General features: G+C 70.8%; 11 protein-coding genes and 3 pseudogenes. 2 read left to right on the top strand and 12 right to left on the bottom strand.

All coding sequences use genetic code 11. The features are described from left to right. Position 1 precedes the first annotated feature (1 nt). The 8 genes and pseudogenes from D9753_RS06060 to D9753_RS39265 form a co-directional block, all read right to left on the bottom strand. The gene (locus D9753_RS06060) at positions 2-658 is read right to left on the bottom strand and encodes a phosphatidylserine decarboxylase (protein ID WP_121786067.1); all 657 of its coding nucleotides are present in this window, start codon (positions 656-658) and stop codon (positions 2-4) included. 169 nt (positions 659-827) lie between these two features. Next, positions 828-2,033 (bottom strand): acyl-CoA dehydrogenase family protein, encoded by a 1,206-nt coding sequence (locus D9753_RS06055; protein WP_121786066.1) that lies wholly within the window; start codon positions 2,031-2,033, stop codon positions 828-830. A 3-nt stretch (positions 2,034-2,036) separates the two neighbouring features. Continuing rightward, the gene (locus tag D9753_RS06050; RefSeq protein ID WP_121786065.1) at positions 2,037-2,564 is read right to left on the bottom strand and encodes a MaoC family dehydratase; all 528 of its coding nucleotides are present in this window, start codon (positions 2,562-2,564) and stop codon (positions 2,037-2,039) included. Positions 2,565-2,569: 5 nt separating this feature from the next. Further along, positions 2,570-3,534, bottom strand: a pseudogene (locus D9753_RS06045) (HpcH/HpaI aldolase/citrate lyase family protein). Further along, positions 3,531-5,558, bottom strand: a complete 2,028-nt coding sequence (locus D9753_RS06040; protein WP_121786064.1) for a protein meaA — start codon at positions 5,556-5,558, stop codon at positions 3,531-3,533. Before D9753_RS06040 ends, D9753_RS06045 begins: the two are co-directional and overlap by 4 nt. Before the next feature lie 9 nt (positions 5,559-5,567). After that, positions 5,568-6,905, bottom strand: coding sequence for a crotonyl-CoA carboxylase/reductase (ccrA, locus tag D9753_RS06035; RefSeq protein ID WP_205614369.1), 1,338 nt, complete (start codon positions 6,903-6,905; stop codon positions 5,568-5,570). 421 nt (positions 6,906-7,326) lie between these two features. Further along, positions 7,327-8,166: a TetR family transcriptional regulator gene (locus D9753_RS06030; RefSeq protein ID WP_205614063.1), complete on the bottom strand. Its 840-nt coding sequence runs from the start codon at positions 8,164-8,166 to the stop codon at positions 7,327-7,329. Positions 8,167-8,332: 166 nt separating this feature from the next. Further along, positions 8,333-10,150 (bottom strand): annotated as a pseudogene (locus D9753_RS39265) (3-hydroxyacyl-CoA dehydrogenase family protein). A 389-nt stretch (positions 10,151-10,539) separates the two neighbouring features. On the opposite strand from D9753_RS39265, the gene D9753_RS06020 reads away from it, so the two are divergent. After that, a complete protein-coding gene (locus tag D9753_RS06020) occupies positions 10,540-11,130 on the top strand; it encodes an adenylosuccinate lyase (RefSeq protein WP_121786061.1) in 591 nt (196 codons plus the stop codon). A gap of 7 nt (positions 11,131-11,137) precedes the next feature. Here D9753_RS06020 and D9753_RS06015 read toward each other — a convergent pair whose 3' ends face one another. The 4 genes and pseudogenes from D9753_RS06015 to D9753_RS06000 all read right to left on the bottom strand — a co-directional run bounded on the left by D9753_RS06015 (position 11,138) and on the right by D9753_RS06000 (position 14,639). Then, the gene (locus D9753_RS06015) at positions 11,138-11,656 is read right to left on the bottom strand and encodes a GNAT family N-acetyltransferase (protein ID WP_121786060.1); all 519 of its coding nucleotides are present in this window, start codon (positions 11,654-11,656) and stop codon (positions 11,138-11,140) included. Beyond that, positions 11,653-11,796: pseudogene (locus D9753_RS06010) on the bottom strand (RidA family protein); the annotation flags it as partial. The gene D9753_RS06015 and the pseudogene D9753_RS06010, both read right to left, overlap by 4 nt. Before the next feature lie 71 nt (positions 11,797-11,867). Then, a complete protein-coding gene (locus D9753_RS06005; RefSeq protein WP_121786059.1) occupies positions 11,868-13,430 on the bottom strand; it encodes an alpha/beta hydrolase in 1,563 nt (520 codons plus the stop codon). 147 nt (positions 13,431-13,577) lie between these two features. Next, positions 13,578-14,639 (bottom strand): Rv2578c family radical SAM protein, encoded by a 1,062-nt coding sequence (locus tag D9753_RS06000; RefSeq protein ID WP_121786058.1) that lies wholly within the window; start codon positions 14,637-14,639, stop codon positions 13,578-13,580. A gap of 133 nt (positions 14,640-14,772) precedes the next feature. Between D9753_RS06000 and D9753_RS05995 the strand changes: the two genes are divergently transcribed. Further along, positions 14,773-15,216 carry an SRPBCC family protein gene (locus D9753_RS05995; RefSeq protein ID WP_121786057.1) on the top strand — a complete coding sequence of 148 codons (444 nt, stop codon included), beginning with the start codon at positions 14,773-14,775 and terminating at the stop codon, positions 15,214-15,216. Positions 15,217-15,266 lie beyond the last annotated feature (50 nt).

Here is a 15,266-nt window from a genome sequence, read left to right as displayed (position 1 = left end):
ATCAATCACGGTCAATGCGAGTCACCCCAGCCACGGTCTTCTGTCCGACCTCGACCGCGACCTCCACACCTTCGGGCAGGTAGAGGTCGACACGCGAGCCGAAGCGGATCAGACCGATACGGTCGCCCTGCTCGACCTTCGTGCCCTCGGGGAGGTAGGGCACGATGCGGCGGGCCACCGCGCCGGCGATCTGGATCATCTCGATGTCGCCGAGTTCGGTGTCGAAGTGCCAGACTACGCGCTCGTTGTTCTCGCTCTCCTTGTTGAAAGCTGGAACAAAGCCGCCGGGGATGTGCTCGACCGACGTCACGGTGCCCGCGAGGGGCGCGCGGTTGACGTGGACGTTGAGCGGGCTCATGAAGATCGCGACGCGGGTGCGCCCGTCCTTCCACGGCATGATGCTCTGCACCACACCGTCGGCGGGCGAGATGACCCGGCCCTGGGCGATCTCGCGCTCGGGGTCGCGGAAGAACCACAGCATGCCCGCCGCGAGCGCGGTGACGGGCACGGCGACGGCCTTGGCGGCACCCGAGCGGCGGGCGCGGGCCAGGCTGAGGGCTGCGGCGGCGACGGTCGGGAGAAGCCACGGCGATGCTCCGCGCGCGAGGCGTGCGCCTACCAGGCTGTCGCGGTGTGCAGAGGTTTGGCTGTGGGGCATGGATGACCTTCGTAGCGGATGATGCCGCGCTCGTACGGGGGACGGCGGCTTTCCGGGATCGTACCGTTCGCGGGCCGCAACTGGGCAAGCCAGGCAGCCGAGTCGGCGGCTGAAGACCGTCTACGGGGTGTGATCTTCTTCTCGGAGAAAACACCCCGTACCCGGACAATCAGCCCTGGAAGCGGTACTCTTCGAGCAACCTGCGCCCGATGATCATTTTCTGGATCTCGGCGGTACCCTCGCCGATGAGCAGCATCGGGGCCTCGCGGTAGAGGCGCTCGATCTCGTACTCCTTGGAGAAGCCGTAGCCGCCGTGGATCCGGAAGGCGTCCTCCACGACCTCCTTGCAGTACTCGGAGGCCAGGTACTTCGCCATGCCGGCCTCCAGGTCGTTTCGCTCCCCGGAGTCCTTTTTGCGTGCGGCGTTGACCATCATCGCATGGGCGGCCTCGACCTTGGTGGCCATGTCCGCCAGCTTGAACTGGATGGCCTGGTGCTGGGCGATCGGCTTGCCGAAGGTGTGACGCTGCTGGGCGTACCGGACGCCCAGCTCGAAGGCGCGCTGGGCGACCCCGCAGCCGCGCGCCGCCACGTTGACCCGGCCGACCTCCACGCCGTCCATCATTTGGTAAAAACCTCGGCCGGTGACCCCGCCGAGCACCCGGTCGGCCGGTACCCGCAGGCCGTCCATGATCAGCTCGGTGGTGTCGACGCCCTTGTAGCCCATCTTGTCGATCTTGCCGGGGATGGTGAGGCCCGGGCGGACCTCGCCGAAGCCCGGCTCCTTCTCCACCAGGAAGGTGGTCATCGACCGGTGGGGCGCGGTGCCCTCGGGGTGTCCTTCGTCACTGCGGACGAGAACGGCCACGAGCGAGGACGTACCGCCGTTCGTCAGCCACATCTTCTGGCCGTTCAGGACGTACTCGTCGCCGTCCTTCACCGCCTTGGAGGTGATGGCCGACACGTCCGAGCCCAGTCCCGGCTCCGACATCGAGAACGCGCCGCGGATGTCACCGGCCGCCATGCGCGGCAGGAAGTGGTCCTTCTGTTCCTGCGTGCCGTGCTGCTTGAGCATGTACGCGACGATGAAGTGGGTGTTGATGATGCCGGACACCGACATCCAGCCGCGGGCGATCTCCTCCACGCACAGCGCGTAGGTGAGCAGCGACTCGCCCAGGCCCCCGTACTCCTCGGGGATCATCAGGCCGAACAGGCCGAGTTCCTTCAGGCCGTCCACGATCGCCTGCGGGTACTCGTCGCGGTGCTCCAGCTCGGTCGCGACCGGGATGATCTCCTTGTCGACGAAGTCCCGGACGGTGGAGAGGATCTCCTGCTGGACGTCGGTCAGACCGGCGGTCTGGGCGAGACGGGCCATGGCTTACTTCTCCTGCTCACGCTTTGGAATGTCCAGCGGTTCCGGGCGGCCGGGCTGCTCGCCGCCGCGCTCCTTGATGTACGTCTCGGTCGGCACCATCACCTTGCGGCGGAACACGCAGACGAGGGTCCCGTCCTGCTTGTAGCCCTTGGTCTCGACGTGGACGATCCCGCGGTCGTTCTTCGACTTCGAGGGCCACTTGTCGAGCACGGTCGTCTCGCCGTAGATCGTGTCGCCGTGGAAGGTCGGCGCCACGTGCTTGAGCGACTCGATCTCCAGGTTGGCGATCGCCTTGCCGGAGACGTCCGGGACGGACATGCCGAGCAGCAGGGAGTAGATGTAATTGCCCACGACGACGTTCTTGCCGAAGTCCGTCGTGCTCTCCGCATAGTTCGAGTCCATGTGGAGCGGGTGGTGGTTCATGGTGAGGAGACAGAACAGGTGGTCGTCGTACTCGGTGACCGTCTTGCCGGGCCAGTGCTTGTACGTCGCCCCGACCTCGAACTCCTCGTACGTGCGTCCGAACTGCATCGCGCTCAGCCCTCCGGGATCTCGAACTTGCTGGTGCGCTGCATGCCGGCGGCGCGTCCCTTGCCGGAGACGACCAGGGCCATCTTGCGGCTGGCCTCGTCGATCATCTCGTCGCCGAGCATCGCCGAGCCCTTCTTGCCGCCCGCCTCGGACGTGTAGTAGTCGTACGCGTCCAGGATCAGCTCGGCGTGGTCGTAGTCCTCCTGGGAGGGCGAGAAGACCTCGTTGGCGGCGTCCACCTGGCCGGGGTGCAGCACCCACTTGCCGTCGAAGCCGAGCGCGGCGGCACGGCCGGCGACCTCGCGGAAGCCGTCGACGTTGCGGATCTGGAGGTAGGGGCCGTCGATCGCCTGGAGGTCGTTGGCCGCGGGCGGCCATCAGGATCTTCATCAGGATGTAGTGGTAGGCGTCCGCCGGGTAGCCGGGCGGCTGCTCGCCCACGACGAGGGTCTTCATGTTGATCGACGCCATGAAGTCGGCCGGGCCGAAGATGATCGTCTCGATGCGCGGAGAGGCCTGCGCGATCTCGTTGACGTTGTTCAGGCCCTGCGCGTTCTCGATCTGGGCCTCGATGCCGATCCGCCCGACCTCGAAGCCCATGGTCTTCTCGATCTGCGTCAGCAGCAGGTCCAGCGCGACGACCTGCTGGGCGTTCTGCACCTTCGGCAGCATGATGCAGTCGAGGTTCGGGCCCGCGCCCTCGACCACCGTGACGACGTCGCGGTACGTCCACTCGGTCGTCCAGTCGTTGACGCGGACCACCCCGGGTCTTGCCCGTCCAGTCGCCCTCGTTGAGGAACTTGACGATGGTGTGCCGCGCCTCGGGCTTGGCCAGCGGCGCGCACGCGTCCTCCAGGTCCAGGAAGACCTGGTCCGCCGGGAGGCCCTGAGCCTTCTCGAGGAAGCGCGGGTTGCTGCCGGGCACGGCCAGGCAGGAGCGCCGCGGGCGAAGGCGGTTGACAGTCGTCATGCGGGGACCTCCAGGGGGTCGAGCTTGTTCGCTTTCCGGATCTCGTCGACGATGCGGCCGATGATCCCGGTGATGTCGAAGTCCTTCGGGGTGAACACCGCGGCCACACCGGCGGCCCTGAGCTGTTCGGCGTCACCGTTCGGGATGATGCCACCTGCGATCACGGGTATATCTGTGGCACCGGCCACACGGAGCCGCTGGAGCACGTCCGGGACCAGTTGGGCGTGGGAGCCGGAGAGGATCGACAGGCCCACGGCGTGGACGTCCTCCGCCAGTGCCGCGTCCACGATCTGCTCGGGGGTGAGCCGGATGCCCTGATAGACCACCTCGAACCCGGCGTCACGGGCGCGCACGGCGATCTGCTCGGCCCCGTTGGAGTGTCCGTCCAGGCCCGGCTTGCCGACCAGGAAGCGCAGTTTGCCGGCGCCCAGCTCGCGGGCGGTGGCGTCCACCTTGGCGCGGACCCCGGCGAGCGCCGAGCCGGGCTCGGCGGTGACGGCCACCGGTGCGGAGGAGACCCCGGTGGGGGCCCGGTACTCGCCGAACACCTCGCGCAGGGCGCCCGCCCACTCGCCGGTGGTGACCCCGGCGCGGGCGCACTCCAGGGTGGCCTCCATCAGGTTGCCGGTGCCCTGGGCGGCCTCCTTCAGCCTCTCCAGCGCCTTGCAGGGGCGCGGGTGGTTGAAGGGCGGCTGGTAGCGGGTGTCGCGCCAGTGCCGCAGGGACTCCACGACGCGGGCCTCGACCGCCGGGTCGACCGTCTGGATGGCGGTGTCCAGGTCGGCGGTCAGCGGGTTCGGCTCGGTGCCCTCGAAGATGTTGACGCCGATGATCTTCTCCTGGCCGGACTCGATCCGTGCCCGGCGTTCGGCGTGCGAGGCGACCAGCCGCGACTTCAGGTAGCCGGACTCCACGGCGGCCATCGCGCCGCCCATCTCCTGGATGCGGTCGATCTCCGCGAGGGTGTCCCCGACCAGCATCTCCACCTTCGCCTCGATCACCTTCGAGCCCTCGAAGATGTCCTCGTACTCCAGCAGGTCGCTCTCGTAGGCGAGCACCTGCTGGATGCGCAGCGACCACTGCTGGTCCCAGGGGCGGGGCAGGCCGAGGGCCTCGTTCCAGGCCGGTAGCTGCACGGCACGCGCGCGTGCGTCCTTCGACAGGGTCACGGCCAGCATCTCCAGCACGATCCGCTGGACGTTGTTCTCCGGCTGCGCCTCGGTCAGGCCGAGCGAGTTGACCTGGACGCCGTACCGGAACCGGCGCTGCTTGGCGTCCTCGATGCCGTACCGCTCGCGCGTGACCTTGTCCCAGATGCGGCCGAACGCCCGCATCTTGCACATTTCCTCGACGAAGCGGACGCCCGCGTTCACGAAGAAGGAGATGCGGGCCACCACGTCGCCCATGCGCTCGCGGGGCACCTGCCCGGAGTCGCGGACGGCGTCCAGGACGGCGATCGCGGTGGAGATCGCGTACGCGATCTCCTGCACCGGCGTGGCCCCCGCCTCCTGGAGGTGGTAGCTGCAGATGTTGATCGGGTTCCACTTGGGGAGGTGGGAGACCGTGTACGCGATCATGTCCGTCGTCAGGCGGAGCGACGGCCCGGGCGGGAACACATGGGTGCCCCGGGACAGGTACTCCTTGACGATGTCGTTCTGGGTCGTGCCCTGGAGCTTGGTGATGTCCGCGCCCTGCTCCTCGGCGACGACCTGATAGAGCGCCAGCAGCCACATGGCGGTGGCGTTGATCGTCATCGAGGTGTTCATCTGCTCCAGGGGGATGTCCTGGAACAGCCGGCGCATGTCACCGAGATGCGCGACGGGCACGCCCACCCGGCCGACCTCGCCGCGGGCGAGGATGTGGTCGGAGTCGTAGCCGGTCTGCGTCGGCAGGTCGAACGCCACCGACAGACCGGTCTGGCCCTTGGCGAGATTGCGCCGGTACAGCTCGTTGGACGCCTCGGCCGTCGAGTGGCCGGCGTACGTCCGCATCAGCCACGGACGGTCCTTCTGACGCTCTGTCATCTAAGGCCCTCAGATGTTCCGGAAGCGGTTGATGGCGTCGATGTGCTTGGCGCGCATCTCCTCGTCGCGCACGCCGAGGCCTTCCTCGGGGGCGAGGCACAGGACGCCGACCTTGCCCTGGTGAAGGTTGCGGTGCACGTCGTACGCGGCCTGGCCGGTGTCCTGGAGGGAGTAGACCTTGGAGAGGGTCGGGTGGATCTTGCCCTTGGCGATGAGGCGGTTGGCCTCCCAGGCCTCGCGGTAGTTGGCGAAGTGGGAGCCGATGATCCGCTTCAGGGACATCCACAGGTACCGGTTGTCGTACTCGTGCATGTAGCCCGAGGTGGAGGCGCAGGTGGTGATGGTGCCGCCCTTACGGGTGACGTAGACCGAGGCGCCGAAGGTCTCGCGGCCGGGGTGCTCGAAGACGATGTCGATGTCCTCGCCGCCGGTGAGTTCGCGGATGCGCTTGCCGAAGCGCTTCCACTCCTTGGGGTCCTGGGTCTGCTCGTCCTTCCAGAACTTGTAGCCCTCGGCGTTGCGGTCGATGATCGCCTCGGCGCCCATCGAGCGGCAGATGTCCGCCTTCTGGTCGCTGGAGACGACACAGATCGGGTTGGCGCCGCCGGCCAGCGCGAACTGGGTGGCGTAGGAGCCCAGGCCACCGCTGGCCCCCCAGATCAGGACGTTGTCGCCCTGCTTCATCTGGGCGCCGTTGCGGGAGACGAGCTGGCGGTAGGCGGTGGAGTTGACCAGGCCCGGGGCCGCGGCCTCCTCCCAGCTAAGGTGGCCCGGCTTGGGCATTAGCTGGTTGGACTTGACCAGCGCGATCTCGGCGAGGCCGCCGAAGTTGGTCTCGAAGCCCCAGATGCGCTGCTCGGGGTCGAGCATCGTGTCGTTGTGGCCGTCGGAGGACTCCAGCTCGACCGAGAGGCAGTGGGCGACGACCTCGTCGCCGGGCTTCCAGGCGTTCACGCCCGGGCCGGTGCGCAGGACGACGCCCGCGAGGTCGGAGCCGATGATGTGGTACGGCAGGTCGTGCCGCTTGGTCAGCTCGCTGACCTTGCCGTAGCGCTCCAGGAAGCCGAACGTCGAGAGCGGCTCGAAGATCGAGGTCCACACCGAGTTGTAGTTCACCGAGGAGGCCATGACGGCCACCAGGGCCTCGCCGGGCCCCAGTTCGGGGACGGGCACCTCGTCGAGGTGGATCGACTTGCGCGGGTCCTTGTCGCGGGTCTCCAGGCCCGCGAACATCTCCGTCTCGTCCTTGTGCACGGTGATCGCACGGTACGACTCGGGGAGCGGCAGGGCGGCGAAGTCGGTGGACGTGGCGTCCTTCGACTGGATCGCGTCCAGGATGTCCTTCACGGTCACGGTATTGCCTCCGGCGGTGAGCGCCCTGAGGGAGGGGGCGCTGGGGATTCGTCGGTGTTGCTGCTGAGGGTTTGCGGGTGTGCCGTCGGTTCGGCTCGGTGGTGCTTCGGCAGCGCTTTGTGGCGCGGAAGGGTGCCTGTGACGCAGGCGTCCGGGCGCGCAGGCCATGGGGCTTGCGGGGACAGCCGGCGAGCGTCTGGTCGCTGCTCGCCGGCCGCCCGGACCTCTTCAACGTATGACACCGCGTGTCAGGTGACAAGGCACTGAGTGCCAGAAATTGCTCTCAGATGAAATCTTTACGTAACACATGAGCGATGATCGATCGAACAGCCCCGGAAACCTCCCCGAAAACGGCCCCTGACACGCCAAAACGGCCACCCCGAAGGGTGGCCGTCAGCACCGCGTGTCCGTGCCGTCAGCGCTCTTTCAGCGCCTCCTCGATGGCCCGCATGACCTCGTCCAGCGAAGCGTCGGTGCGGGCGACCGTCACCAGGACCTCGCCGTGCGCGGAGACCGCCGCCGGGGCCGGCTGCGCGGCGGGACCCGCGGCGGGGCCGCGCCCGGCCCCGATACCGCTGCCGAAGGTCTTGCGCACGATCGCGAACGCGTGGTCCAACTGCGCCTCCACGTCGCCCTGGCCGCCCGCCCGCAGCCAGCGCCGCAGCACGTGGTTGTGGGCGGTGACCACGGCGGAGGCGGCGACCTCGGCGAGCAGCGGGTCGTCGTTGGCGTCGTCGGCGTGCGCGTGCTCGTCGAAGTGGCCCAGCAGATAGCGCGTGAACAGCCGCTCGTAACGGGCCACGGAGGCGATCTCGGCCTCCCGCAGGGTGGGCACCTCGCGGGTGAGCTTGTAGCGGGCGACCGAGATCTCCGGCCGTGCCGCGTACATCTTCATGACTTCCTTGATGCCGCGGCACACGGTGTCGAGCGGGTGCTCGTGCGCCGGGGCGGCGTTCAGCACCGCCTCCGCGCGGACCAGGGTGTCGTCGTGGTCCGGGAAGATCGCCTCTTCCTTCGAACGGAAGTGACGGAAGAAGGTGCGGCGGGCGACCCCGGCGGCGGCCGCGATCTCGTCGACGGTGGTCGCCTCGTACCCCTTGGTCGCGAACAGCTCCATGGCTGCCGCCGCCAGTTCGCGGCGCATTTTGAGCCGCTGGGCGGCGGCGCGGCTGCCCGCGGCACTCTCCGGCGCGTCGGGCGTGGCGGCTGTACGGGAGGACCTGGCGGACTGCGACATGACCCGAACGTACTGCATGGGCGCGGTCCGGTGCGCAGGTGCGGGCGTTCCCCCGCCCGTGGAGGGCGGGGGTCCGCCGGTCCGGGAGGGCGGGGGGACCCGGCGCCGCGCGGGTGGCGCGAACGCGCCGGGATCCAGCAGCCCGCCCCAGTCCGTGTCCGCGCGGGTCCGGTCGCCGGCGCCGTCAGCGGCGGGCATACTCGCGGAAGCCGCGGCCCGTCTTGCGGCCGAGGCAGCCCGCGGCCACCAGGTGCTCCAGCAGCGGGGCCGGGGCGAGGCCCGGGTCGCGGAACTCGCGGTGCAGCACCTTCTCGATGGCCAGCGAGACGTCCAGGCCGACCACGTCCAGCAGTTCGAACGGGCCCATCGGGTAGCCGCCGCCGAGCTTCATCGCCGCGTCGATGTCGTCGAGCGACGCGTAGTGCTCCTCGACCATCTTGATCGCGTTGTTGAGGTACGGGAACAGCAGCGCGTTCACGATGAAGCCCGCCCGGTCCGTGCAGTCGACCGCGTGCTTCCTGATCCGGCCGCACACCTCGCGGACCGTCGCGTGCACGTCGTCCGCGGTCAGCACCGTCCGGACGACCTCGACCAGCTTCATGGCCGGCGCCGGGTTGAAGAAGTGCATGCCGATCACGTCCTGCGGGCGCGAGGTGGCCCGCGCACAGGCGACGACGGGCAGCGAGGAGGTGGTGGTGGCCAGGACCGCGCCCGGCTTGCACACCTTGTCCAGCGTCCCGAAAAGCTGCCGCTTGACCTCCAGGTCCTCCGCGACCGCCTCGACGGCCAGGTCGACGTCGGCGAAGGCGTCGTAGGAGCCCGCCGGGGTGATCCGGTCCAGGACCTGCGCGGCGGCCTCCGCGGTCAGCCGGCCCTTGTCGACGGAACGGGCCAGCGACTTGCCGATCCGGGCCTTGGCGGCCTGGGCCTTCTCCTCGCTGCGGGCGGCCAGGACGACCGCGTAGCCCGCCTTCGCGAACACCTCGGCGATGCCGGAGGCCATGGTGCCGGAGCCCGCGACACCGACGGAGCGGACCGTACGGCCCGTCGCGACCGCACTGTCCGACACCGGGCTCGTCGCGTCCGGCACCACCGTGGCGCTGCCCGGCGCCTCGTAGGTGTAGAAGCCGCGCCCGGCCTTGCGGCCGTTCAGGCCCGCCTCGCTGAGCTGCTTGAGGATCGGGGCGGGGGCGTGCAGCCGGTCCCGGGACTCGGCCGTACATGGCCTCCAGGACCGTCCGCGCGGTGTCGACGCCGATCAGGTCCAGCAGGGCGAGGGGGCCCATCGGCAGGCCGCAGCCCAGCCGCATGGCGGCGTCGATGTCCTCACGGGAGGCGTACTTCGCCTCGTACATCGCGGCGGCCTGGTTGAGGTAGCCGAAGAGCAGCCCGTCCGCGACGAAACCCGGGCGGTCGCCGACCGCGACCGGCTCCTTGCCCAGCTCGACCGCGAAGTCGGTGACGGCGGCGACGGCCTGCGGCGCGGTGAGCACCGAGGAGACGACCTCGACCAGCCGCATCGCCGGCGCAGGGTTGAAGAAGTGCAGGCCGAGCACCCCCGCTCGGGGCGGGCGGAGCCGGCGGCGAGCCGGGTCACGGACAGCGCGTTCGTCCCGGTCGCGATGACGGTCTCCGGGCGGACGACGGCGTCCAGTTCGCCGAAGACCTGCTGCTTGATCTCGTACGACTCCGGGACCACCTCGATGACGAGGTCGGCGTCGGCCGCCGCGGTGAGGTCGGTGGCGGTGCGCACCCGGGCCAGGGCGTCGGCGCGCTCCTGGCCGGTGAGCCGGCCGCGGGCCACGGCCCGTTCGGTGGCGGCCTCCAGGGCGGCCAGCGCCCGGGCGGTCCGGGCCTCGCTGATGTCGATGCCGATCACCTCGCGGCCGGCCTTGGCGAGGACCTCGGCGATGCCGGTGCCCATGGTGCCGAGGCCGACGACGGCGACCGTCCGGAAGGGGGACACGGGGGTGCCGGGCTGGGGGGACAGGGGAGTGGCCATCGCGGGACTCCAGGAATGAGGGGTGACGACGAGGAGCGCGCCGGGTGCGCCGGAGGGCGCACCACGGTGCGGGAAGGAGTGCGGGTGTTTCCGGGCTACGAGCGCACACGCCCGGTGCCGCCGGTGCCGCGGGCGTGCACACGCCCGGGAGCGGCGGAACGTCGACCGGCCCTGTCCCGGAGCCGGGTCGTACTGCGGTACACATGGCGTACCGAACCGACCGAACACCTCCGACGGCCGCGTCACCAGACCGTCGTCGGCGGATAAGCGAGAGGGTGACTCGCTCGTATGAGCTTAACCGGCGGGTAACGAGCGCGCCAGCCCCCGGGGAGAAACCGACTGTGTGATGTACCTCCCCCGGCCGCCGCGACCCGCCTACGCTGGACCTCGTGGACGAAGAGTTGCGATCGCTCACGGAGCGCTTACAGCAGGAGTCGGGCGGCATGCCGGCGTTCGACCGCCTGCGCGCCACCGAGGACCACGGCGAACTGGCCGAGGTGCTCACCGCGCCCGGACAGCCCCTGTGGGCCAGGGAACTGGCCGCCTTCCGCCTCGGCCTCGCCGGCGACCGGCGTGCCTTCGAGTCCCTCGTGCTGCTCCTCAACCACCGCGACTCGCCGCGCTGCGCCTCCGCCGCCCACGCCCTCGCCCGGCTCGGCGACCCGCGCACCGCCCGGGCCGCCGCCGCCCTCGCCACCAACGAACTGCGCGTCGCCTACGCCCTGCACCCGGTCCGGCTCCTGGCCGCCCTGCGCGCCCCGGAGTCCGTGCCCGCGCTGATCACCACCCTGGAACGGCGGCTGCGCCCGCACGACCCCTACCGCAAAGTCGCCCTCGCGTGTGTGGAGGGCCTCGGCACCCTCGGTGACGCCCGTGCCCGGCGGGTGCTGAACGAGGCCCTGGCCCACCCGGCGCTCGCGGAGGCGGCGGTGCACGCGCTGGCCCGGATCCCGGAACAGCAGCGCGGACGACCCGGGTGACGCCGGGTCAGGCGCCCGGCGTCGTCACGTACCGCACCTCGGGCACGGCGGTGCCCTCCACCTCGAACGGCTCCTCGGCCCCGTCGGGCCGGAACCCGGCGCGCTCGTAGAAGCGGCGGGCGGAGGTGTTGTCCCGGAGCACCCACAGGAGCATGCGCGGACACGCCGCGCACCGCTCGACCGACGCGGCCAGCAGGGTCCGGCCGATCCCGCCGCCGAGGTGCGCCGGATCGACGTAGAGCGCGTACAGCTCGGCGTCCCGGACGGGTGCGTCACCGTCCCGGTACGGTCCGTACGCCGCCCACCCCAGCACCCGGCCGTCCCGCTCGGCGACCAGGTTCGCCACGGAGCCGTCCCCCTCGGCGAACCGGGCCCGGCGGCGTTCGGCGTCGGCCGCGGCGTCCAGTCCGTCGAGGTACGACCCCGGCATGAGCCCCCGGTAGGCGTGCCGCCAGCCGCGTACGCGGATCTCGGAGACGCGGTCGCAGTCGGCCAGGGTCATCTCCCGCACCGTCAGGGCACTCACGCGTCCACCACCCCGAGGGCCTCGACCTCCACCAGGAACTCCGGCGCCACCGGAGCGGCCACCCGCACCGCGGAGGACGCCGGCAGGCGGTCGTCGGGTATGTGTGCCGCGCGGGCCGCGCGCACCGCCGGCATGTGGGCCCTGGTCCGTCCACTCATGCGCTCATGGTGACCCACCCCGCGGTCGAGACCCCCGACGGTTTTGGCGCTCGCTAACGGCGGAAGCCCAGCAGGCTGTGCAGCGCCGAGCTGCGGGACGACGTCGACGCCGCCTTCGTGGTGAGCGGTTCGGGATCCGGTGACTTCGCGCAGACCGCGTCGGCCGGGCCACCGCCGCGCGGCACCGTGCCGTCGGCGAGGTAGGCGGCCAGGTACCCGTCCAGGCAGGCGTTGCCGCTCAGCGTGATGCCGTGGTTGCCGCCGCCCTCCTCGACCACCAGGCTGGAGCCGGCCAGCAGCCGGTGCACCGTGACACCGCCGGAGTACGGGGTGGCCGCGTCGTCGGTCGCCTGGAACAGCAGCGCGGGCGGCAGTTCGGCGTTGGTGATGTCCACCGGCCGTCGCGCGGCGACCGGCCAGAACGCGCAGGGCGCGTTGTACCAGGTGTTGTTCCAGGCCATGAAGGGCGCCTTGGCGTGCACCTTCCAGGTGTCGGCGCGCCACCGGTCCCAGGTGCGCGGCCAGGGCGCGTCCCGGCACTGCACGGACGTGTAGACGCTGTAGCCGTTGTCGCCCGGGGCGTCCACGGCGGCGAAGTGCTCGTACGCCTGCACCAGCGGCCCGGTGTCCTTGTGGTGGACGTAGGCCGCGAACGCCTCGGCCAGGTAGGGCCAGTAGCCGTTGTAGTAGCCGCCGGGGACGAAGGTGTCCTCCAGTTCGGTGGCGCCGACCTTGCCGCCGGCCGGTGTCCGCGCCAGGGCCGCCCGCATCGCGTACCACGCGGCCTCGATCCTCGCGGGATCCCCGCCGAGCCCGTACGTGGCGTCGTACCGGGCGATCCAGGCCATCAGCGCCCGGTGGCGCCCGTCGAATGCGTAGTCCTGACCGAGGTTGTCCTCGTACCAGACGCCGGTCGGGTCGACGATCGAGTCCAGCACCAGCCGGTGGACCCGCCGCGGGTACAGCTTCGCGTAGACCGCGCCGAGGTAGGTGCCGTACGAGTAGCCGAAGTAGCTGATCCTCGGCGCGCCCAGGGCCTGCCGCACGGAGTCCAGGTCCCGGACGGTGTTCACGGTGTCGATGTACGGCAGCACGTCGGCGTGCGTACGGCCGCAGGCGGCGGCGAAGGACCGCGCCCGCTCCAGGTTCGCCCGCTCCAGCGCGGGCGTGGCCGGCACGGTGTCCGGCCGCACCGCCGCGAAGTGGCCCGGCGCGCAGGTCAGGGCCGGGTCGCCGGCGCCGACCCCGCGCGGGTCGAACCCGATGACGTCGTACCGGGACGCCACCTTCGCCGGCAGGGCCGAGGCGACGAAACCGGCGAGCGTCAGACCGCTGCCGCCGGGGCCGCCGGGGTTGACCAGCAGGGGGCCCTGGGAGGTCTTCGCGGTGTGCGGCACGCGGGACAGGGCGAGGGTGAGCTGGCGGCCCGACGGGTCCGCGTGGTCCAGCGGGACCTTCAGGGACGCGCACTGGAGCCTTGGGTGGTCACCGGTGCCGCACTTCCGCCAGGACAGCTTCGGCACGGGGACGGTGGTGGCCGCCCGGACGGGAACGGTGGTGACCGAGCCCGCCACCATGGCGGCGGCTGCGCACAGCACGGCTGCGCGGTGTCTCATGTGCGTCCTCCCGGGACGGAGGTGTCGGCGAACCGCGAGGCTCACGGTTCTGGCCGCATCGTCCCGGCGCCGAACCCCCCGGGAACGTGTTCCGGCGATACTTGACCCGATTGGGCCGAGGGATCCCCCTGATGCCCCCGGACGTGCTCACATGAGGGTCAGTTGGGTGGGTTCCGGGCCGGCCGGGGGTCGCACGGGCGCCGGGCGGATCCGGCGGGCCTGCCCCGCGCGCGTGGGACCGATGCCGTACTCCTCGGCCAGCTCGTGCACCTGACGGGTGATCCGGCGCTGGTACCAGCGGGGCGCGTAGGCGCCCTCGGCGTACAGCCGCTCGTACCGCCCCACCAGGTGCGGATGGTGCCGGCCGAGCCAGGCCGTGAACCACTCCCGGGCGCCCGGGCGCAGGTGCAGCACCAGGGGCGTGACCGAGGTGGCCCCGGCCGCCGCGATCGCCCGTACGGTCTCGCGTAGCTGGGCCGGAGTGTCGCTCAGGAACGGGATCACCGGGGCCATCAGCACCCCGCAGCCGATGCCGTGCTCCCCGAGGGTCCGTACGACGTCCAGCCGGCGCTCGGGCGCGGGCGTGCCCGGCTCCACCGTGCGCCACAGCTCGGTGTCCAGGAAGCCGACTGAGACCGAGATGCCCACGTCCGTCACCTGGGCCGCCCGGACCAGCAGCTCCAGGTCGCGCAGGATCAGGGTCCCCTTGGTGAGGACGGAGAAGGGGTTCGCGCGGTCGGTGAGGGCGGAGATGATGCCCGGCATCAGCCGGTAGCGCCCCTCGGCGCGCTGGTAGCAGTCGACGTTCGTGCCCATCGCGACGTGGTCCCCCTGCCAGCGGCGGGAGGCGAGCTGGCGGCGCAGCACCTCGGGAGCGTTGACCTTGACCACGATCTGGGTGTCGAAGCCGATGCCGGTGTCCAGGTCCAGATAGCCGTGCGTCCGGCGGGCGAAACAGTAGACACACGCGTGCGTGCAGCCCCGGTAGGGGTTCACCGTCCACTCGAACGGCATGCGCGAGGCGCCCGGCACCCGGTTCAGCACCGAGCGCGCCCGGACCTCGTGGAAGGTGATCCCGCGGAACTCGGGCGTGTCGAACGTACGCGTCGTCACGGTGTCCGCGCCGAACAGCGCGGCGTCGGCGGCCCGGCCGTGCTCGGCGGACTCCTCGGGCGGCCCGGACTCCACGGTGAGGTTCTCCCAGCGCATGACGCCTCCTCGGTAGCACTGGCCATACAATAGAACATTTGTTCCCATGATCGTGCGCACCCCGATTTGGGTGGCCGGGGACCGGGGTGGTTGGCTTGCCCCCACCCCGAGCAACCAGGTCCTGGAGGAAGCAATGGCGCAGGTCGAGGCCACTACGGAGCGGGTCGTCGCGGCGGACGCGGAGAAGGTGTTCGACGCCCTCGCCGACTACCGCGGCACGCGGCGCAAGCTGCTCCCCGAGCAGTTCAGCGAGTACGAGGTGCGCGAGGGCGGTGACGGCGAGGGCACCCTCGTCCACTGGAAGCTCCAGGCCACCAGCAAGCGCGTGCGCGACTGCCTCCTGGACGTGGCCGAGCCCACCGACGGCGAGCTGGTCGAGAAGGACCGCAACTCCTCCATGGTCACCACCTGGCGCGTCACCCCGGCCGGCGAGGGCAGCTCCCGGGTCGTCGTCACCACCACCTGGCAGGGCGCCGGCGGCGTCGGCGGCTTCTTCGAGCGCACCTTCGCGCCCAAGGGTCTCGGCCGGATCTACGACGCCCTGCTCGCCAACCTCGCCGCCGAGGTCGAGAAGTAGCCCCAAGGTCCGGACGGTGAAGGGGTGTTGACCCCTTCACCGGTTCGAGT

Source organism: Streptomyces dangxiongensis (assembly GCF_003675325.1).
GTDB lineage: Bacteria > Actinomycetota > Actinomycetes > Streptomycetales > Streptomycetaceae > Streptomyces > Streptomyces dangxiongensis.
Note: the sequence above shows the minus strand (reverse complement) of the source record. Positions and strands in the feature narration are given on the sequence as shown.

Excerpts from the sequence above, each read along its gene's own strand:
- D9753_RS06060 (WP_121786067.1), bottom strand. The coding sequence starts at position 658 with ATGCCCCACAGCCAAACCTCTGCACACCGCGACAGCCTGGTAGGCGCA.
- D9753_RS06000 (WP_121786058.1), bottom strand. The coding sequence starts at position 14,639 with ATGCGCTGGGAGAACCTCACCGTGGAGTCCGGGCCGCCCGAGGAGTCC.
- D9753_RS06050 (WP_121786065.1), bottom strand. The coding sequence starts at position 2,564 with ATGCAGTTCGGACGCACGTACGAGGAGTTCGAGGTCGGGGCGACGTAC.
- D9753_RS06005 (WP_121786059.1), bottom strand. The coding sequence starts at position 13,430 with ATGAGACACCGCGCAGCCGTGCTGTGCGCAGCCGCCGCCATGGTGGCG.
- D9753_RS05995 (WP_121786057.1), top strand. The coding sequence starts at position 14,773 with ATGGCGCAGGTCGAGGCCACTACGGAGCGGGTCGTCGCGGCGGACGCG.
- D9753_RS06030 (WP_205614063.1), bottom strand. The coding sequence starts at position 8,166 with ATGCAGTACGTTCGGGTCATGTCGCAGTCCGCCAGGTCCTCCCGTACA.
- D9753_RS06040 (WP_121786064.1), bottom strand. The coding sequence starts at position 5,558 with ATGACAGAGCGTCAGAAGGACCGTCCGTGGCTGATGCGGACGTACGCC.
- D9753_RS06055 (WP_121786066.1), bottom strand. The coding sequence starts at position 2,033 with ATGGCCCGTCTCGCCCAGACCGCCGGTCTGACCGACGTCCAGCAGGAG.